Source organism: Hylemonella gracilis, from assembly GCF_004328645.1.
Lineage (GTDB): Bacteria > Pseudomonadota > Gammaproteobacteria > Burkholderiales > Burkholderiaceae_C > Hylemonella > Hylemonella gracilis_B.
This window is the reverse complement of sequence record NZ_CP031395.1, coordinates 1884200-1903401: the sequence shown is the minus strand read 5'-3', so window position 1 is coordinate 1903401 and position 19202 is coordinate 1884200. Positions and strand designations below refer to the sequence as shown.

General features: G+C 66.4%; 16 protein-coding genes, 1 tRNA gene and 1 pseudogene. 12 read left to right on the top strand and 6 right to left on the bottom strand.

Translation table 11 applies throughout. The features are described 5' to 3' along the window. Window positions 1–22 precede the first annotated feature (22 nt). A tRNA-Leu gene (locus tag DW355_RS09005) sits at window positions 23–107 on the bottom strand. 39 nt (window positions 108–146) lie between these two features. On the opposite strand from DW355_RS09005, the gene cysM reads away from it, so the two are divergent. The 4 genes from cysM to DW355_RS08985 all read left to right on the top strand — a co-directional run bounded on the left by cysM (window position 147) and on the right by DW355_RS08985 (window position 3176). Further along, window positions 147–1076, top strand: coding sequence for a cysteine synthase CysM (gene cysM, locus DW355_RS09000; RefSeq protein ID WP_131279420.1), 930 nt, complete (start codon window positions 147–149; stop codon window positions 1074–1076). Between the two features lie 222 nt (window positions 1077–1298). Then, the gene (locus tag DW355_RS18470) at window positions 1299–2183 is read left to right on the top strand and encodes a FapA family protein (RefSeq protein WP_131279418.1); all 885 of its coding nucleotides are present in this window, start codon (window positions 1299–1301) and stop codon (window positions 2181–2183) included. Continuing rightward, entirely contained in the window at window positions 2078–2929 is an 852-nt protein-coding gene (locus tag DW355_RS08990; protein WP_347562751.1) for a FapA family protein, read from the top strand. The genes DW355_RS18470 and DW355_RS08990 overlap by 106 nt, the downstream gene beginning before the upstream one ends. A 19-nt stretch (window positions 2930–2948) precedes the next feature. Then, the gene (locus DW355_RS08985) at window positions 2949–3176 is read left to right on the top strand and encodes a sulfurtransferase TusA family protein (protein WP_131279414.1); all 228 of its coding nucleotides are present in this window, start codon (window positions 2949–2951) and stop codon (window positions 3174–3176) included. A gap of 175 nt (window positions 3177–3351) precedes the next feature. Here the strand turns inward: DW355_RS08985 and galU are convergent, their stop codons facing one another. Together galU and DW355_RS18055 are read right to left on the bottom strand one after the other, a co-directional pair. Next, complete coding sequence (gene galU / locus DW355_RS08980; protein ID WP_131279411.1) at window positions 3352–4245, bottom strand: UTP--glucose-1-phosphate uridylyltransferase GalU; 894 nt, start codon at window positions 4243–4245, stop codon at window positions 3352–3354. A gap of 55 nt (window positions 4246–4300) precedes the next feature. Further along, window positions 4301–7359 (bottom strand): annotated as a pseudogene (locus DW355_RS18055) (valine--tRNA ligase). A 226-nt stretch (window positions 7360–7585) separates the two neighbouring features. On the opposite strand from DW355_RS18055, the gene DW355_RS08970 reads away from it, so the two are divergent. The 7 genes from DW355_RS08970 (at window position 7586) to queF (ending at window position 14915) form a co-directional block, all read left to right on the top strand. Then, window positions 7586–9307 carry a SulP family inorganic anion transporter gene (locus tag DW355_RS08970; RefSeq protein ID WP_131279409.1) on the top strand — a complete coding sequence of 574 codons (1722 nt, stop codon included), beginning with the start codon at window positions 7586–7588 and terminating at the stop codon, window positions 9305–9307. 66 nt (window positions 9308–9373) lie between these two features. Further along, complete coding sequence (locus tag DW355_RS08965; protein ID WP_131279408.1) at window positions 9374–10414, top strand: glycosyltransferase family 2 protein; 1041 nt, start codon at window positions 9374–9376, stop codon at window positions 10412–10414. After that, window positions 10411–11271: a ChbG/HpnK family deacetylase gene (locus DW355_RS08960; protein ID WP_131279406.1), complete on the top strand. Its 861-nt coding sequence runs from the start codon at window positions 10411–10413 to the stop codon at window positions 11269–11271. The genes DW355_RS08965 and DW355_RS08960 overlap by 4 nt, the downstream gene beginning before the upstream one ends. Next, window positions 11268–12800 carry a DUF6056 family protein gene (locus DW355_RS08955; protein WP_131279404.1) on the top strand — a complete coding sequence of 511 codons (1533 nt, stop codon included), beginning with the start codon at window positions 11268–11270 and terminating at the stop codon, window positions 12798–12800. The genes DW355_RS08960 and DW355_RS08955 overlap by 4 nt, the downstream gene beginning before the upstream one ends. Further along, window positions 12800–13222: a GtrA family protein gene (locus tag DW355_RS08950; RefSeq protein ID WP_131279402.1), complete on the top strand. Its 423-nt coding sequence runs from the start codon at window positions 12800–12802 to the stop codon at window positions 13220–13222. Before DW355_RS08955 ends, DW355_RS08950 begins: the two co-directional genes overlap by 1 nt. Before the next feature lie 20 nt (window positions 13223–13242). Beyond that, window positions 13243–14034: a peroxide stress protein YaaA gene (yaaA, locus tag DW355_RS08945; RefSeq protein ID WP_131279400.1), complete on the top strand. Its 792-nt coding sequence runs from the start codon at window positions 13243–13245 to the stop codon at window positions 14032–14034. Between the two features lie 8 nt (window positions 14035–14042). Next, window positions 14043–14915 (top strand): NADPH-dependent 7-cyano-7-deazaguanine reductase QueF, encoded by an 873-nt coding sequence (gene queF, locus DW355_RS08940; protein ID WP_131279398.1) that lies wholly within the window; start codon window positions 14043–14045, stop codon window positions 14913–14915. Window positions 14916–15010: 95 nt separating this feature from the next. On the opposite strand, the gene DW355_RS08935 is transcribed toward queF, so the two are convergent. Together DW355_RS08935 and DW355_RS08930 are read right to left on the bottom strand one after the other, a co-directional pair. Next, complete coding sequence (locus tag DW355_RS08935; RefSeq protein WP_131279396.1) at window positions 15011–15943, bottom strand: aldose 1-epimerase; 933 nt, start codon at window positions 15941–15943, stop codon at window positions 15011–15013. 139 nt (window positions 15944–16082) lie between these two features. Next, entirely contained in the window at window positions 16083–17042 is a 960-nt protein-coding gene (locus DW355_RS08930; protein WP_131279394.1) for an SMP-30/gluconolactonase/LRE family protein, read from the bottom strand. Between the two features lie 133 nt (window positions 17043–17175). Here DW355_RS08930 and DW355_RS08925 point away from each other — a divergent pair, with 133 nt between their 5' ends. Next, window positions 17176–17970, top strand: a complete 795-nt coding sequence (locus DW355_RS08925) for an SDR family NAD(P)-dependent oxidoreductase (protein ID WP_131279392.1) — start codon at window positions 17176–17178, stop codon at window positions 17968–17970. Between the two features lie 175 nt (window positions 17971–18145). Here the strand turns inward: DW355_RS08925 and DW355_RS08920 are convergent, their stop codons facing one another. Next, complete coding sequence (locus DW355_RS08920) at window positions 18146–19105, bottom strand: LysR family transcriptional regulator (RefSeq protein WP_131279390.1); 960 nt, start codon at window positions 19103–19105, stop codon at window positions 18146–18148. Window positions 19106–19202: the final 97 nt, after the last annotated feature.

The following is a 19202-nucleotide window of genomic DNA, read 5'->3' as shown; positions in this document are numbered from 1 at the left end:
GCTGAAAAGCGGGCTTAAAGCGTGGTGCCGGAGGCCGGAATCGAACCGGCACGCCTTGCGGCGGGGGATTTTGAGTCCCCTGCGTCTACCAATTTCACCACTCCGGCACGGAGAGAGAAGCCGCGAATTATGGCACAGTGCGGCCCATGAACGACGCACAAAACCCCCGAAAAAACGGCTACCCCAGCATTGAGGACGCCATAGGAAAAACCCCCCTGGTGGCCTTGCAGCGCATCGGCGCGGCGGACAACGCCCAGCGCAGCAATGTGATCCTGGGCAAGCTGGAAGGCAACAACCCGGCGGGTTCGGTGAAGGATCGCCCGGCGCTGTCCATGATTCGACGCGCCGAGGAGCGGGGTGAAATCAAGCCGGGCGACACACTGATCGAGGCCACCTCGGGCAACACCGGCATCGCCCTGGCCATGGCGGCGGCCATCCGAGGCTACCGCATGGTGCTCATCATGCCGGAGGACCTGTCCATCGAACGCGCCCAGACCATGAAGGCCTTTGGCGCGGAGCTCATCCTCACGCCCCGCGCCGGTGGCATGGAATACGCCCGCGACCTGGCCGACAAGATGGTGGCCGAGGGCAAGGGCCGGGTGCTGGACCAATTCGCCAATCCGGACAACCCGCGCATCCACTACGAAACCACCGGCCCCGAACTCTGGGAGCAGACCGGCGGGCGCATCACCCATTTCGTGAGCGCCATGGGCACCACGGGCACCATCACCGGCGTGGCGCGCTTCCTCAAGGAAAAGAACCCGGCCATCCGCATCATCGGGGCCCAGCCGGCCGAAGGCGCTCGGATTCCCGGCATCCGCAAATGGCCGCAGGAATACCTGCCCAAGATCTACGACGCCAGCCTAGTCGACGAGCTGATTTACGTGGGCCAGGACGATGCGGAAGACATGTGCCGCAGGCTGGCGCGGGAAGAAGGCATCTTCGCGGGGATTTCGGCGGCCGGGGCCCTGTGGGCGGCCGGACAGGTCGCCGAGCAGGCGCGCGACGCCACCATCGTGTTCATCGTCTGCGATCGGGGCGACCGTTACCTGTCCACCGGCGTTTTCCCGGCCTGAACCAGGTGCCGGAAACGGTCCCTGGAATCTCCACCCGCCCCCACCCCGAGCCGCCCTCAGACCCACGCCGACGCCCGCAATCGGGGCAGACCCGGGATGCCCCGATTGCGGCCGCCCCCAAGGTCATCCCCCCTTCAAGAGGCCCTACACTATCCGCCTGTCGGCGGAATGACGTAGGAATCGGACAAAACCGCGCCGAAAACAACAAGGAGAAGAATTCCCATGTCGGAAGATGGAAGCAGCGAACCCCAAGGCATCGACAGCTTGGTCCTGTCGGAGCAAGGCATGCGAGTGATCGCGCAGGTCAGCGCGGCTGAGAGCCGCACCCCCTTGACCGGGGGCACCGTGCGCAATTTGCTCGACCAGGCCGGCTTCGGCGCCTGGATGATTCTGGACGACGGTGTCGGCGTCCTGGTCGAGCAATGGGAGAGCAACCCCGAGAGCTTCGAGATCGCCATCGCCGAAAAGCGGGACGCCTCCGTCATGGTGGGCGTCGCCGCGGACAGTTCGGTCGCCTGGCTGCAGGTGGCGCCGGCGCGGGGTGGCAAGACGCTGCAGCGCGCTGACGTGGCGCGCGCCATGCAGCAGGCCGGTGTCGTCTTCGGCATCGACGAAAAAGCCGTCCTGGTGGCCTGCAAGGCCGTGATGTCCACCAAGATCGAGGTGGCCTTCCAGAAGCCCGCCGTGGACGGTGCCGACGCCGAATTCAAGCTGCTGATCAAGACCGTCGCGGTGCGCGTGCCCCAGGTGAACGAGGATGGCCTGATCGATTTCCGCGAACTGGGCGACATCCCCTTCGTGCAGCCGGGCACGCCGCTGATGCGCCGCATCCCGGCCACCCAGGGCGTGCCGGGACGTGACGTGCGCGGCAATGCCGTGCATCCCTCGCCGGGCATCGACACCCCCTTCGCCAACGTCCTCAAGGGCGTGCGTTATTCCCCGGCGACTTCAACGTGCTGGAAGCCGACATCAAGGGCCAGCCCGTGCAGGTTGAAAACGGCATGCTGGTCGAGGACCTGCTGTCGATGGACTCGGTCGACATGGACAGCGGCAACGTCAGCTTTGACGGCAGCATCCAGATCAAGGGCGACGTGCTGGCCAATATGAAGGTCAAGGTCACCGGCAACATCGTCGTTGGCGGCACGGTCGAGGGCGCGGAGCTGGAGGCCGGCGGCGACATCCAGATCGGCCGCGGCATCATCGCCCACGCCAAGGTCAAGGCCGAAGGCGCGGTCTCGGCCCGCTTCGTCGAGAACTCCGAAGTCTCGGCCGGCACGGTCATCTCCATCGACGACATGGTGCTGCAAAGCGAGCTGCAGGCGCTCAACCAGATCGTGGTGGGCATCAAGGCCCAGAAACGCGGACGCATCGTCGGCGGCACTGCGCGCAGCATGATGCTGGTGCGTGCCCCGCAGATCGGTGCGGACGACGCCAGCGGGCTGACCACGGTGCAGGTGGGCGTGAACCCCATCCTCGAGGCCAAGCTGCTCGAAGTGCAGGCCGAGATCGCCAAGATGGAAGCCGAACAGGAAAACCTGAAGAAAGCCGTGCAGCACCTCAAGGCGAATGGCGACAAGAACAACCTGCTGCCGCGCGCGCAGTCCTCTTTGCAGCAAGCGCTGCAAGCCTGGGCCAAGATGCTGAAGGAAAAAAACAAGCTGGAGGAGCAGCTGGCCCTGTTCCAGGACGCCCGCATCGAGATCACCCAGGGCCTGGAAGGCTCGGTGGCCCTGATCTTCGGCAAGCGCTCGCGCCGGGTCCAGAAACCCTATGAGGCCGGCGCCTTCACTCTTGACCCGAGTGGCCACATCCTGCACATCGACTCGCGTGGCACGTCCACCGTGGTCACCTGAGTCGCAATTCGGACCCGCCATGCAGATCGATCGTGAACTGGACACGCGGGGGCTGAACTGCCCCCTGCCCATCCTGAAAGCCAAGAAGGCCCTCTCCGAAATGACGAGCGGCCAGGTGCTTCGCGTGGTTTCGACCGACCCAGGTTCCAAGCGTGACTTCAGCGCTTTCGCGAAGCAGACCGGCAACGAATTGCTGGAGCAGAGCAGCGAAGGCGCGGACTTCATCCATGTGCTGAAACGGCGCTGAGCTTGGTTGCGCACCGCCATCCGTCTGCGGGACGACGGTAGCTGAAGAACGAGGGCACCCCTTCAAGCGCGTTGGGGGAGTGCCGACCGCCGATTTCGATTTGCGCAGCAAATCATATGAGGCGGGTGGCACTCCCCCAACTCGCGCAGCTACCGCTGCAACAAGGCGACGCCGATCAGACGGCCAAGGTCTTCAGGTACTCGCGGAAGCTGCCGCCGACTTCCGGGTGCGCCAGGGCCAACTCGACCGTGGCCTGCAGAAATCCTTCCTTGCTGCCGCAGTCGTAACGTTTGCCCGCGTAGGTGTAGGCATACACCGTTTCGTGCGTCAACAGGCCCGCGATGCCGTCGGTCAGCTGGATTTCACCGCCCGCACCGCGCGGCTGCTGGCGAATCTGCTCGAACACCGCCGGTGTGAGGATGTAGCGACCCGACACAGCCAGGCGCGAAGGCGCTTTCTCGGGCGCGGGTTTTTCCACCATGCGCTCGATCTGCAACAGCCGCTCACCCGCCTGCGTGCCCGCCACGATGCCGTAGCGCTTGACTTGGTCTTGCGGCACTTCCTGCACGGCCAGCACGCTGCGCCCTTGGCGACGGAAGATTTCCGCCATCTGCGCCAGCACATGCTGCCCCTTCATCGGGCCTTCGTCCGGGCCGATCATCAGATCGTCAGCCAGCAGCACCGCGAAGGGCGCGCCTTCGGTCAGGTGCTCGGCGCACAGCACGGCATGGCCCAAGCCCAGCGCGCGGGGCTGGCGCACGTAGGAGCACAGCATGTCGTCCGGCGCCATGGCCTTCACCACGTTCAGCAGCGCCTGCTTGCCGGCGTGCTCCAGTTCGTTCTCGAGCTCGTAGGCGGTGTCGAAATGGTCTTCAATCGCGCGCTTGTTGCGGCCGGTCACGAAGACCATGTGGCGGATGCCGGCGGCGTAGGCTTCTTCCACCGCGTACTGAATCAAGGGTTTGTCCACCACGGGCAGCATCTCCTTGGGGCTGGCCTTGGTGGCGGGCAGGAAACGGGTGCCCAGGCCGGCCACCGGAAACACTGCGGTCTTGATCTCATTGCTCATGCGCTCTTCACTCCTTCATGGATACATGCATTCCAGGCGACAGCATGCCAGCCTTTCATGACGCGATTTTTTCCAGTTGCCCCAACTGGGCCTGGACCTTGGACAGCGTGGCCGTGAAGTCCGCCACGCGCTTCTTCTCCTGCTCGATCACGGCCGGTGGGGCCTTGGCCACGAAGGCCTCGTTGCCCAGCTTGGCCGTGGCCTTGGTGATTTCGCCCTGCAGGCGCGCCGCTTCCTTGCCCAGGCGAACCTTCTCGGCCGCGACGTCGATCTCCATGTGCAGGCACAGGCGAGCCTCCCCCACCACCGCCACCGGGGCGGCTTCGGCGGCCACGGCCCATTCGGCCTCGGCCGTGAAGACCCGTACCTCGCTCAACTTGGCCAGGGACTGCAACACCGGCGCCCATTGCCGCAGGAAGTCGGCGTCGGCCGCGTTGGCGGCCAGCGCGTAGAGCGGCAGGCGGGTCGAGGGCGAGACGGTCATCTCGCCCCGCAGATTGCGGCAGGCGTCGATGAGCTGCTTGAGCCGCGCCACTTCGGCTACGGCCTTCGGGTCGATGCGCTCGGGCTGGCTAAGGGGGTAGTCGGCCACGCTGACCGACGCGCCACGACGACCCGCGTCGTCATCGGACGGGGCAGGCCAACGGCCCGCCACGGGCGCCACCTTCTGCCAGAGCTCCTCGGTGATGAAGGGGATGATGGGGTGGGCCAGGCGCAGGATGGTTTCCAGCGTGCGGATCAGGGTGCGCCGTGTCGCGCGTTGCTGCGCTTCGTTGCCGGTCTGAATCTGCACCTTGGCGATTTCCAGGTACCAGTCACAGAACTCGTTCCAGACGAAGTCATAGACGGCGTTGGCCACGTTGTCGAGGCGGTATTCATCGAAGCCCTTCGCCACCTCGGCTTCCACCTGCTGCAGGGCCGAGACGATCCAGCGGTCGGCCGGGCTGAATTGCATGTAGCCCGCGAATTCGCCACCGGGCTGGCATTGCTCCTTGGTGTGCTCCTTCAAGCCGCAGTCATTGCCTTCGCAGTTCATCAGCACGAAGCGGGTGGCGTTCCAGAGCTTGTTGCAGAAGTTGCGGTAGCCTTCGCAGCGCTTGCTGTCGAAGTTGATGCTGCGCCCCAGCGAGGCCAGGGCCGCGAAGGTGAAACGCAGCGCGTCGGCGCCATAGGCGGGAATGCCCTCGGGGAATTCCTTCTCGGTGTTCTTGCGCACCGCGGGCGCGGTCTCGGGCTTGCGCAGGCCGGTGGTGCGCTTGTCCAGCAGAGGCGCGAGCGCGATGCCGTCGATCAGGTCCACCGGGTCGAGCACATTGCCTTCGCTCTTGCTCATCTTCTTGCCTTGCGCGTCGCGCACCAGGCCGTGGATGTAGACATGCTTGAAGGGCACGCGACCGGTGAAGTGGGTCGTCATCATGATCATCCGGGCCACCCAGAAAAAGATGATGTCGTAACCCGTCACCAGCACGGTGCTGGGCAGGTAAAGGTCGTAATCCTTGGTCGGCGTGGCATCGTCCAGCGCCTCGGGCCAGCCCATGGTGCTGAAAGGCACGAGGGCAGAGGAATACCAAGTGTCCAGCACGTCTTCGTCGCGCGTGAGCTTCTTGCCGGCGCCGGCCTGAGCCTGGGCCTCGGCCTCGTTGCGCGCAACGTAAACCTGGCCGTCCTCGTCGTACCAGGCCGGAATCTGGTGGCCCCACCAGAGCTGGCGACTGATGCACCAGTCCTGGATGTTGTTCATCCACTGGTTGTAGGTGTTGACCCAGTTCTCGGGCACGAACTTGACTTCGCCGGAGGCCACGGCGTCGATGGCTTTTTGCGCGATGGACCGTGTGTCGTGAACTTGCTCCCCGGCACCGGGCCGCCCCAAGCCGGGCACGGCCCCCTCGGGGGGCCGCGAACCACGCGCAGCGGGGAGCGTGGGGTCTTGTTCATGGCGACGAACCACTGATCGGTGAGCATGGGCTCCACCACCTGGCCCGTGCGCGCGCAGATCGGCAGCATCAACTTGTGCGGCTTGATCTCCTGCAGAAAACCTTGCTCCTGCAGATCCTTGACCAAGGCCTTACGGGCGTCGAAACGGTCCATGCCCTGGTAGGCCTTGGGACCGTTCTCGTTGACCTTGGCATCCAGTGTGAAGATGGTGATCAGCGGCAGGCCGTGGCGCTGCGAGCAGGCGTAGTCGTTGAAGTCGTGCGCGCCGGTGATCTTGACGCAGCCGGAACCGAAGGCGCGGTCCACGAAATCGTCCGCGATGATGGGGATCGTGCGGTCCATCAGCGGCAGCACAACCTGCTTGCCCACGAGGTGCTTGTAGCGTTCGTCTTCCGGGTGGACGGCCAGCGCGCCGTCGGCCATCATGGTTTCCGGTCGGGTGGTGGCGATCACCATGCCGGGGCGCACCTCATCGGCCGCGCCGGCGATGCCCTTGACGGTCTGCGGACCGTCGACGAAGGGGTAGAGCACGTAATGCATCTTGCCTTCGGCCTCGGTGCTTTCCACCTCCAGATCCGACACCGCCGACTGCAGCACCGGGTCCCAGTTGACCAGGCGCTTGCCGCGGTAGATCAGGCCCTGCTCGTACAGGCGCACGAAGGTCTCGGTCACCACGCTGGACAGCTTCTCGTCCATCGTGAAGTACTCGTGGTCCCAGTCCACGCTGTCGCCCATGCGGCGCATCTGGGTGGTGATGGTGTTGCCGGACTTTTCCTTCCACTCCCAGACCTTGGCGACGAAATTCTTGCGGCCCAGGTCGTGGCGGCTGAGTTTCTGCTCCTGCAACTGGCGTTCCACCACGATTTGCGTGGCGATGCCCGCGTGGTCCGTGCCCGGCACCCAGAGGGTGTTGTGGCCGCGCATGCGGTGGTAGCGCGTCAACGAATCCATGATGGTCTGGTTGAAGGCGTGGCCCATGTGCAGCGTGCCGGTGACGTTGGGCGGCGGCAGCTGGATGGCGAAGGAAGGCACCGTGGCCTGGGGCTGTCCCGTGCCGCGGTGGCCAGCCTGACCGTAACCGCGCCGCTCCCACTCAGGCCCCCAGTGCGCCTCCAGCGCGGCGGGTTCAAAGGACTTGGACAGACTGGCAAGGCCGGGTTGCTGGATGGCTTCGGTCATGGTGAAGACGCCGTGAGACGGAGAAACAGGGGAAGAAGGGGGAAAGATGCGGCAAGGCAGGTTGTGGTCCGCGCAGGGACGGACGCTTTCCGCGCTGAAGGTGCACCCTCGAAACCCGCCGATTTTAGGACAAGGCCTCAAACCCGCCCGCGGGCGGGCTGCTGGGACAGTGCGCGCCGTCCTTCCCGGCCGTGTCCCTGCCGGGGGATTTGAAATAATCGCGGCCATGCCCTCACCTTCTGCGCCCTGGCGCGCGCGCCTGCCCGCCCTCTTCCCCTTTCTGAACTGGCCCCGTCCGAATGCCTCGCTGCTGCGTGGCGAAGCCTTGGCCGGACTGACCGTGGGCCTGATGCTGATCCCGCAGAGCGTGGCCTACGCCACGCTGGCGGGCATGCCGCCGGTCACGGGCATCTATGCCGCCATCCTGCCGGCCATCGCGGCCGTGCTGTTCAGCTCCTCGACCCGCCTGGCCGTCGGCCCCACGGCGCTCACCGGCCTGCTGGTCGGTGCCGGGCTGGCGGGCGCCGTGCCCGGCCTGCAGCCGGGATCGGTGCAGTGGGTGCAATTGGCCATCTGGCTGGCGCTGCTGTCCGGGCTGCTGCAGTTGCTGCTGGGATTCATGCGCTTTGGCTGGCTGCTCAATGTGGTCAACGCCCCGGTGCTCACGGCCTTCACCCAGGCCGCCGCCTGGCTCATCATCGGCTCGCAGCTGCGGGCGCTGACGGGCCTGGACGCCGGGTCCGACTGGCTCGGCCTGCTCACCGGGCCACAGGCCTTCCTGGCGGCGATCGACGCACGGGCTCTGGCCTTTGGCGCTGGCACGCTGGCCTGGCTAGTGCTGGCCCGGCGCTGGCGCCCCGGCTTTCCGGCGGTGCTGCTGGCCGTGCTGGCCACCGCGGGTGGGTCCTACCTGATGTCTTACGAAGCCTCTGGCGGCGCCGTGGTAGGGGCCTTGCCCGCCGGCCTGCCCTCGCTGGTCTTGCCGACCTGGCCGGGCTGGGAACTGCTGGGCGCATTGTTGCTGCCCACGCTGGTGATCACGCTGATCAGTTTCCTGGAAACCGCCTCCAGCGCCAAGGTGGACCATGAGCGCAGCGGCACGCGCTGGGACCAGGACCAGGACCTGATCGGCCAGGGCCTGGGCAAGATCGCCGCGGGCTTCTCGGGGGCTTTCCCGGTCAGCAGCTCCTTCTCGCGCTCCGCGCTCAATCTCTATGCCGGCGCGCGCACCGGCTGGTCTACCGTGTTCAGCGCCGTGGTCGTGCTGCTGGCCCTGCTGTTCTTCGTTCCGGTGCTGCACCATGTCCCGCAGGCGGTGCTGGCGGCGATCGTCGTGACCGCGGTGCTGGGTCTCATCAAACCCCGCGAGTTCATGCGGCTGTGGCGTGTGGCCCGCGCGGAAGCGGTGATCGCCGTGCTCACCTTCGCCGTGACACTGTTGGCCGCGCCCCAGCTCTACTGGGGCGTGCTGACGGGCGTCGTGCTCTCGCTGGGCCACTTTCTCTACACGCGCCTGCACCCGCGCATCATCGAAGTGGGGCTGCACCCCGACGGCAGCCTGCGTGACCGCCACCTCTGGCATCTGCCGCCGCTGGCGCCCCACACCAGCGGGCTGCGCATGGACGCCGCCCTGGACTTCGCGAGCGCGGCGGAATTCGAGCGGGCCATCGTCGAGCACCTGGCCGCCCATCCCGACACCCGCCATCTGGTGGTGTTCGCGCAATCCATCAACCGGCTGGATGCGACAGGCGCGGAGACTTTCCTCAAGATCGCCCAGCACCTGCGCGAACAGCAAGTGCTGCTGCACGTCAGCGGCATGAAACTGCCGGTGGAACAAACCCTGCTGCGCGCGGGCTGGAAGACACACGATCCCGCGCATCGGCTGTACCGCACGGACGCGGAGGCACTGGCCGCCTTGACCCCGCTGCGCGAAGGCTCGGCGCCCTGAAACCCGGGGTAAGGGCTCGCTCTTCGGCTACACTCCCGCCCCAATTCCACCCGACCAGGTTCGCGCATGGCGCAGCCCTCCATCACCACTCCCGCCTTCCCCGTCGCTCGGCCGGAACGCAGTGTTCTATCCTGCGTGGTTCCCGCTTACAACGAGGCGGGCCACCTCGCCGCCTTCATCGACGACCTGGCCCAGGCCTTGAAGCCGCTGTGCGAGTCCTATGAAATCATCGTCGTGAACGATGGCAGCACGGACACGACGGACAGCGTCATGGCTGCCCTGCTGCCCCGGCCCGGCCTGCGCTACCTGTCGCTCGCGCGCAATTTCGGCAAGGAAGTCGCACTGACCGCAGGCATCGAGCACGCGCGTGGCGACGCGGTGATCCTGATCGACGCCGACTACCAGCACCCGCTGGCCTTGCTGCCCGAGATGGTCCGGCTCTGGCGCGATGGCTACGACATGGTCTATGGCGTGATGGCCAGTCGGCACAAGGAAAGCCTCTGGCGGCGCTGGGGCGTGGACGCGTTCTACGGCCTGATGGAACTCAGCTCCTCCATCCGCATGCCGCGCCACGCGGGCGACTTCCGCCTGCTGGACCACAAGGTCGCCGATGCCCTGCGGCAATTGCCCGAGCGCAACCGATTCATGAAGGGCTTGTATGCCTGGGTGGGTTACCGCAGCATCGGCCTGCCTTTCACGCCCGCCGAGCGCGCGTCGGGCCATTCCAGTTTTGACCTGCATCGGCTGGCGCAGTTGGCAGTCAATGGCGTCATGGCCTTCACCACCCTGCCGCTGCGCATATGGAGCGGCATCGGCGCGGTGATCTCGCTGGTGGCCTTCTGTTACGGCCTCTACATCGTCGCGGAGCACCTGATCTGGGGCAGCGACGTACGCGGCTGGCCCACGCTGGCGGCGGGGCTGATGTTCTTCTCCGGCATCCAGTTGATCTCCATCGGCATCGTCGGACAGTACCTGAGCCAGGTGTACGACGAGGTCAAGCGCCGGCCCCTGTACCTGCTGGCGCAAGACGTGGACGGCGGCGTGGCGCCCCACGCCTACGCGCACGCAAACGTCCACACCGACGCGAAAGAAGGCTCGGGGCCATGACCCCCATCGCCGTCTGCGCGGATGACTACGCGCAGAACGCCGCCATCAGCACGGGCATTCTTGAGTTGCTGGACCAGGGCCGCCTGAGCGCGGTGAGCTGCTTCAGCATGGCGCCGTCCTGGCGTACGTCGGCCGCGCCCGCCCTGCGTGAACGCCTGGCCGCGGGTCCTGAGGCACAGCCTGCGGCGGACCTGGGCCTGCACTTCAATCTCACGGAAGGTTTTGGCGGGCCCGCCCAGGCCTCCCTGAACGGACTGATCCTGCGCAGCCTGGTGGGCGGTCTGAACCGCAAGACCCTGCAGGCGGTGATCACCACGGCCTTGCAGCGGCAACTCGACGCCTTTGAACAGGGCCTGGGCCGCGCGCCGGATTTCATCGACGGACACCAGCATGTGCACCAGTTCCGTGGTGTGCGCGACGTGCTGCTGGAAGTGTGGGCGCGACGTTACCCTCATGCAACCGGGCGCGGCGACGCCCGACCCCGACCGTGGATACGCAACACGGTTCCGGCCGACCCGGGCTGGGGCGGCAAACCCAAGGTCTTGGCCCGGCTGGGTGGCCAGGCCTTGGCGGCTGAACTGTCACGCCTCGGCCTGCCTAGCAACCACGGCTTCGCGGGTGTGTATGGTTTTGACCGCCCGGACTACGACGCCTGTTTCGCGCACTGGCTACGGGCCGCCAAGCCGGGGATGCTGATCATGTGCCATCCGGCCCGTGAGGCGCGAGCCGACGGGGGCCCCGACCCGATCGCCGCCCAGCGCTGGGTGGAACATCGCTATTTCTCATCGCCCGCCTACCCCGAAGCGCTGCGCGCGGCTGGCGTGCAATTGCAACGATTGACGGCCCTTCCGCAATGAGTCCCCTGCCCCCACCCGCCCGCCTGATCCACGAACGCAAGGACTGGGTGCCCCTGCTGCTGGCGCTGCTCGCCTGCGTCGCGCTGATGCTGCCCTTGCAGTGGCTCACGCCCATGCACTCGGACGACTACGCCTACACGCACAAGGGCATCAGCTGGGCCGCGACCTGGCACCATTACACGAGCTGGAGTGGCCGACTGGTGGCGGATTTCCTGTCCAGCGCCGTGCTCGCCCCGCGCAGCCACGCCTTCGCCGCCAGCATCAACACGCTGGCCTTCGTCGCCCTCATCGTTCTCCTCTGGTGGCTGCCGCGCTTCAAACTCTCCACAGCCGCCTCTTTCACCTCGGCATTCACGGTGTCTGCACGGCCCTGGATGGCGGTTCGAGCCTACGTGTTGCTGTTCCTCCTCTATTGGTTGGGCAACCCCGCCCTGGGTGAAGTCAACTTCTGGATCGTCGGTTCGGCCAACTACGTTTGGACGAACGTATTGCACCTGCTGTTCCTCGGCCTGTTCCTGCGCGAAGCGCTGGAAACCAAGCCCACGCCCCCCGCCGGCCCGGGCTGGTCCACGCGCTCCACCCTGACGCTGCTGCTCGCTCCCATCGCCGGTTGCACCAACGAAAACACCAGCCTCTCGACGCTGCTGCTGATGGTGCTGGTTTGCCTGTACGTGATCGTGCGCGACGGCGTGCGCTGGCGGGCCTGGCACGGCAAGCTCGTGGTCTATGGCCTGGGCTTCGCCCTGGGAACGGCAGCCCTGCTGCTGGCGCCGGGCAACGCGGTCCGGCGACGGATCTTCATCAAGTGGAACAAGCTGGGCTGGGACGACCGGGTCCTGCTGCACTTCACCGAACGCGTGCCCCTGGCCCTGCACCATCTGGGGCTGCTGCTGCTGACCGCGCTGGTGCTGCTGCTGATCGCACAACGGGTCAGGACGGCGCCGGCCAGGCAGCAAGGCGCCCTGAGTTGGCTGTTCATGCTGGCGGCAGTTGTTTCACTGTCCGTGATGGTCGCCTCGCCCGTGCTGCCGCAACGCTCGCTCGCGGGCACGCAGATGTACCTGCTGCTGGCCATCAGTGCACTGCTGTTCTCGTGGGAAGCGCAGGGGCGCGAGGACGGTGTCATGCGCCCGCTCCGACAGGGCCTGAACGTCTTCACGGCCACCTTGGCGCTGGTGTTTGCCCTGTCCTATGGCCTGATGCTGCGCGCCTACCACCAAGTGTCTCAGCAGAATGCCGTGCGGCAGCAGCTCATCCACGAGGGCATGGCGCGGGGTGACGTCTATATCTTCATCCCGAAGTACCACTGGCTGCCGCTGCTGCGCGACGAGGCCGAGCACTTCACCGAGTTCTTCAACGACGAGATGATGAGCTGGTACGAAGGCACCTGGGCCGCGATCCGTCAGTTCGACGTGTCGGGGCCCTACAGCACGGTCGAGGAGGCCCGGGCCATGCTGACGCCCGCGCAAGGGTCGGCGCAGCAAGCCTTGGAGGCCTGGGGCCGGGACATCCGGAAAAGGCCGCGTTGATGACGCGCATGACCCGGTACGCGCGGCTCGCCCGGCAGCTGTCCTTGTTCGTCGCCGTGGGCACGATGGCTGCCCTCACGCACTGGGGCGTGGCGGTGCTGCTGGTCTCGCGGCTGACCTGGGCACCGGCTCTGGCGAATGTCGCCGGCTGGCTGGTCGCCTTTGTCGTGTCCTTCACAGGCCATCACTTCCTGACCTTCCGCGACGCCCTGACCCCTTGGAGCGTGGCGGCGCGGCGCCTCTTCCTGATTTCGGCCGGCAATTTCGTCCTCAACGAAATCGTCTACATCACTTTGCTGCGCAGCACCGACCTGCCTTACGACGGGTTGCTCGCGGGCATCCTGATCGCGCAGGCCGTGCTGACCTTCCTCGCCAGCCGCTACTGGGCGTTCCGCTCCGGCCCCCACCGTGAAGCGTCCTGAGCCCTCCGCATAATCCGCCCATGCTGTTTCTTCTCTCTCCCGCCAAGTCCCTGGACTACGACAGCCCGATCGCCAAGGACCTGCCCCACAGCCAACCCCTGTACACCCGGCAGGCGGCTGAACTCATCCAGGTGCTGCGCGGCTACGCCCCGCGGCAGATCGCCGAGCTGATGGACCTGAGCGACGCGCTGTCGCAGCTCAACGTGGCCCGTTACGCGGCCTGGACGCCGAAGTTCACCGCCAAAAACTCGCGCCAAGCCGTGCTGGCTTTCAACGGCGACGTGTACGACGGACTGGACGCGAAGACACTGCCGCCGGAAACCCTGGACTGGATGCAGGACCATGTCTGCATCCTCAGCGGTCTCTACGGCGTTTTGCGCCCACTGGACTGGATGCAACCCTATCGCCTCGAAATGGGCACGACCCTGCCAACGGAAAAGAACGGCACGGCCTGCAAGAACCTCTACCAGTTCTGGGGCCGCACGATCGCCGACCACCTGAACGAACGGCTCGCGGGCGAGAAAAACCCCATCGTCATCAACCTGGCCTCGCAGGAGTACTTCAAGTCCGTGGACCGCAAGGTGCTGCAGGCCCGCGTGATCGAATGCGTGTTCGAGGACTACAAGGGCGGCATCTACAAGGTGATCAGCTTCAACGCCAAGCGCGCGCGCGGCCTGATGGCGCGTTTCGCAGCCAGCAAGCGTGTCACCACGCCCAGGCAATTGGAGAAGTTCAAGGTGGATGGGTATGCCTTCGACGCCGGGGTGTCCGAGCCGGACCGCCTGGTGTTCCGACGGAAGATCCAGGACTGAGGCCCCCCATGAACACCTCCGACTCCACCCCGGAAAACTCGCAGCTCGGCAAGGCCTCGGCCTACAAGGATCAGTACGACTCCAGCCTGCTGTTCCCGTTGCCACGCGCGGCCAAGCGCGAGGAGATCGGCATCCCCCAGGTCAAGAAAGGCGGCACCCTGCCCTTCCTGGGCGCCGACCTCTGGACCGCCTACGAACTGAGCTGGCTCAACCCGCGCGGCAAGCCGCAGGTAGCCATTGCCCACGTCACCGTGCCCTGCGAAACGCCCAACATCGTCGAGAGCAAGTCCTTCAAGCTCTACCTGAACAGCTTCAACCACACGAAGTTCGCCGACGCCGACGAGGTGAAGGTCAGGCTGCGCATGGACCTGAGCGAGGCCGTCTGGCGCGGCTCGGGCAAGTCCGGTTTCGTGGGCCTGCGCCTGCTCACGCCCGAGCAGTTCGACCAGGAGCCCATCCACGAACTGGACGGCCTGAGCATCGACCGCCTGGACGTGGAATGCACGCAGTACCAGCCCGCGCCCGAGCTGCTGAGCGCGGCCTTCGACGAACAGCCGGTCACCGAGACCCTGACCAGCGGCCTGCTCAAGAGCAATTGCCTGGTGACCGGTCAACCCGACTGGGGCAGCGTGCAGATCAGCTACAGCGGCCCGCAGATCGACCAGGCCGGCCTGCTGCAGTACCTGGTGAGCTTTCGCCAGCACAACGAGTTCCACGAGCAGTGCGTGGAACGCATCTACATGGACGTGATGCGCCGCTGCAAGCCCACCAAGCTGACCGTCTACGCGCGTTACACCCGCCGCGGCGGCCTGGACATCAACCCCTGGCGCAGCAGCCACCCGCAGACCTTGCCGCCCAACGTGCGCACGGCGCGGCAGTGACCGCGCCCCGGACCCGGGCCTGATCAACCGCGCCGGGCTGAGCGCCAGCCCGACCGCCCGCAGGCCCCCCGACAGGGTTCTGCGGCAAGACAGGCTCAGTCCTGCGTCAGCGGCGCAAAGCGCCAGCCCACGCGCAGGGTCATGCTCTCGCCCTGGTTCAACACCCGCAGGCCCGGGCGCCCCGACAGGTGGAAGGCATCGATGGGCTGGGTGATGGGCTCGAAGCAGAAGGCCGGCCCCTGGGGTGGGCGGTAGATCAGGCAGAAATGCTGCGCCACGCCGCCGTCCTGCTCGAAATCCGGCATGTGGACGTCCAGCGCCAGGCCGTGCTCTGGCCACGCGATGCGGGCCCGCCCACCCCAGCCCGAGTAACCGTTGTCGATCAAGTCCCCATGGGCCGAGACGCCCTGGTTCAGGTCCCAGCCGGCGGGGTACTGCGTCGTGTGCCCCACGGGCAAGGGGTCCTTGCCGCTGAGCCACACGCCCTGCACCGGGGCCGTGACCCGCGTCTGGGGCGTGCGCGGGAACCAGGGGTGCAGGCCGATGCCAAAAGGCAGCGCCTGCGTGCCGAGCTGGCGCAGCAAGACCTCCTGGTCCAGGCCGCCCGGCACCAGGCGGAAGGTCTGCACGGCCTCATAGTCATAGGGGTTGCCGTGGAAACCGCGTGACCGCAACGTCATCTGCAGCGTGTCGGGCGCGGGCTGGTTCAGCACCCAGGGCTGCAGCCAGCCGTCGCCATGGATGGGGTAAGGCTCACCCGCGCGGTTGGGCTGCATGGCGTGGAAATGGCCGTCCTGCTCGAAGCCACCGCCGCTGATGCGGTTGGACCAAGGCACCATGGCAAAGGAGGCAAGGTGGTTCTGGTCCGGCGTGTGGCCGTCCCAGGGACGCCAGAAGTCCAGCCGCCCTTGGGGGGCCGAGGGATGGTCCACCTGCCAGGCGGCCACGCCGCCGCCCAGGGTGGGGACCAGGCCCAGATGCTGCCCCGCGTGGTGCAGCCAGACGATGGGATGGGCGGTGGTGCTCATGCAATCACTTTCATCAAACAAGAAGAGGGTTGGAGAAAAACAAGAAGATGGCAAGAGCGATGGCAGGCCGACCGGCCAGCACGCGCCGCACGGCGCCACGGACGCAGCCCGAACGCCGGGCAGACCTGCCCCGTGCCCGCTAGCCCCCGTACGGATGGGCAGGCAGTCCCGGGCTGTCGACGTCCACCGCGAACAGCCCTCCCGCCAGGGGCTCGGCCGCCAATTGCGCCAGACTCATGCCGACCCGGGCCGTGGAAATGAACAGGGTGCGCAAATCCTTGCCGCCGAAGGCGCAGTTCGTGACCTGGCCCGTGGGCAAGGTCACGCGGGCCAGTTCCTCACTGGTGTCCGGGTCATGGCAGCTCACGCAGGCACCGCCCCAATGCGCGATCCAGAGGCGGCCCAGCGCGTCCGTGGTCATGCCATCGGGCAAGCCATCACCGGGTGCGAAACGCTTCCACAGCACTTTGTTGGACAGGGTACCCGTGGCGGCGTCACTGTCGTAGCGGTAGGTGCAGCCCTGCACGGTGTCATTGAAGTACATGAAACGGCGTCGCCCATCCCCACGTCCCCCCCCGCTCCAGGTCGGCCCATTGGTCACGACAAAACCGTCCTCGTGGCGCGTGCAACGGCCGTCCGGGTCCAGTCGGTAGAGCGCGCCACTGGGCGCTTCGCAGGCGAAATCCATGGAGCCGGCCCAGAAGCGCCCCTGGGCGTCGCACTTGCCGTCATTGAAGCGGTTGCCGGTCCGCTCGGGCTCAGGCTGGTGCAGATACTGCGGTTCTCCCCCACGGGCAGGATCGAAGAGCGCGTAGCCCCGGCGCAGGGTCACCACCAGCCCGGGCGCGCGGGCGCGTTCGGCCAAGGCGGAGATTTCCTCGGCGAAGGTCCAGCGGGCCTGGGCGCCACTCTGCGGGTCCCAGCGGTTCAGTTGACGCGACAGGATGTCCACCCAGTACAGCGCCTGCTCCCGCACGGACCACAACAGGCCCTCGCCGAGTTCGGCGCCCGCCGCCTGGACGCAACACAGCGCGCCGATCACGGGCGCCAGGGACTCAGGCCGCCAGGGCGTGGCGGTGGGATTTTCCAGGGCGGGCATGCATGTCTCCAACCTTTTGTTTTCACCTGTTCCGGCATGGCTCCGGCTCAGGCCTCTTGACATGGCCCATCTTATCAACGCACATTAATACACGTAATCTATTTTTTTCCTATTGATTGATACCTTTATTGATATGTCATCACTTGCCTCTACCTCCTCTTCCGCCCGGTTCTCGCGTTTTCCCAGCCTGAAAGACCGGGCGGTGTTCATCACCGGCGGCGGCAGCGGCATTGGCGCCGCCATCGTGACCGCGTTCGCCGAACAGGGCGCGCGCGTTGCCTTCGTGGACGTGGCCCAGGAAGCCAGCGCCCACCTGGCCCAGCAGCTGGCCGACGCCGGCCACGCCCGCCCCTGGTGGCGGGCGTGCGATGTGCGGGACGTGCGGGCGTTGCAATCGGCCGTCCAGGACGCCGCGAAGGAATTGGGCGATTTCTCGGCCCTGGTCAACAACGTGGCCAACGATGACCGTCACACGCTGGAATCCGTCACGCCCGAGTACTACGACGAGCGCATGGCCATCAACGAACGCCCCGCCTTCTTCGCCATCCAGGCGGCGGTGCCCGGCATGCGCCGACTGGGCGGGGGATCGGTGATCAACCTGGGCTCCACGGGCTGGCAGGGCAAGGGTGGTGCCTACCCCTGTTACGCCATCGCCAAGTCCTCGGTCAACGGCCTGACGCGCGGGCTGGCCAAGCCCCTGGGCCGCGACCGCATCCGCATCAACACCGTCTCACCCGGCTGGGTCATGACCGAGCGCCAGATCAAGCTCTGGCTGGACGCGGAAGGCGAGCAGGAAATCCAGCGCAACCAGTGCCTGCCCGACAAGCTGCAGCCACACGACATCGCGCGCATGGTGCTGTTCCTGGCGTCGGACGACGGCGCCATGTGCACGGCCCAGGAATTCAAGGTGGACGCTGGCTGGGTCTGATTCGGCACGACCCCCTAAGGCGCTGCGCGCCTTCCTCCTTCCCTCGAATTGCGGCGCAATTCGGGAAGGGGGACACCGCCAGCGCGGCGTGGCGGCCCTTGCGCGCCGGTTCTGATCTGGGCCGCGCCGCTACCCAGCAGCGTCGACAAACGTGAGGACCGGATGAAGGCAACACTCAGTCCGGGTCCAGGCGGCGCCCGTACTGCGCCTGGCTGATCTGCTTGATCGCCTTCATCATCACCTTGCCCGCGGGCGAAAGCAGACGGTCGGTGCGGGTGATGATGCCGAAATCGTCCATGTGGCAGGGCAGGTCGATCGGCACCACCGACATCAGGCCATGCGCGGCGTAGTAATGCGCCACGTCGACCGCCAGCACGGCCATCATGTCGCTCTGCTGCAGCATGCGGGTGATGAACAGCAGGGACGAGGTTTCCACGATGTTGAGCGGCGGGGGCAGGCCTTCCTGCTGGAACATCAGGTCGAAACGGTGGCGCAGCACGCTGCCCGAGGGCGGGACGATCCAGCCCGCCGACACCACGTCGCGCAGGGTCAGCCCGCTCATGCCCAGCAGCGGGTGGCCCGGCCGGGCCACGGCGCTGACCAATTCCTCGGTCAACGGTTCGTAGCGCAGGTTGGCCTTGTCGTGCTCGGCGTACAGGCGCCCCACCAGGATGTCCAGCCGCCCCTGCTCCAGACGGTCCAGCAGCACCGGGCTGGTCTCGATGTCCAGCGAGACGCGCAGGCTGGGATGCTCCTGCTTGACCAGGGCCACCGCCGCCGGCAACACGCGCAGGCCCGGCGAGGTGATGGCGCCAACACCCACCTGGCCGAAGTGCCCCTTCTTGAGCGCGCCCAGCTCGTCGTGTGCCTGGTTCAGGCTGGCCAGGGCCATGCGGGCGTGCCGGATCATGGTTTCCCCGTACCAGGTGGGCCGCATGCCACGCGGCAGGCGTTCGAACAGGGGCACCTCCAGCACGTCTTCCAGGTCCTTGAGCAGCTTGGAAGCCGCCGGCTGGGTCATGCTGAGCACCTGGGCGGCCCGGTGGATATTGCCTTCCTCGGCCAGGGCCACCAGCAGCAACAGTTGTCGGGTCTTGAGACGGGCGCGGATGAACCAGTGGTTGTAAGTACTCATCTGGTTTTCCAGAATGCAGATAGTGATATGTATTTTGCACAAAAATCTATTGGATTGATATTAAAAACATCCATAGACTCCGCCGCCATACCGTGCA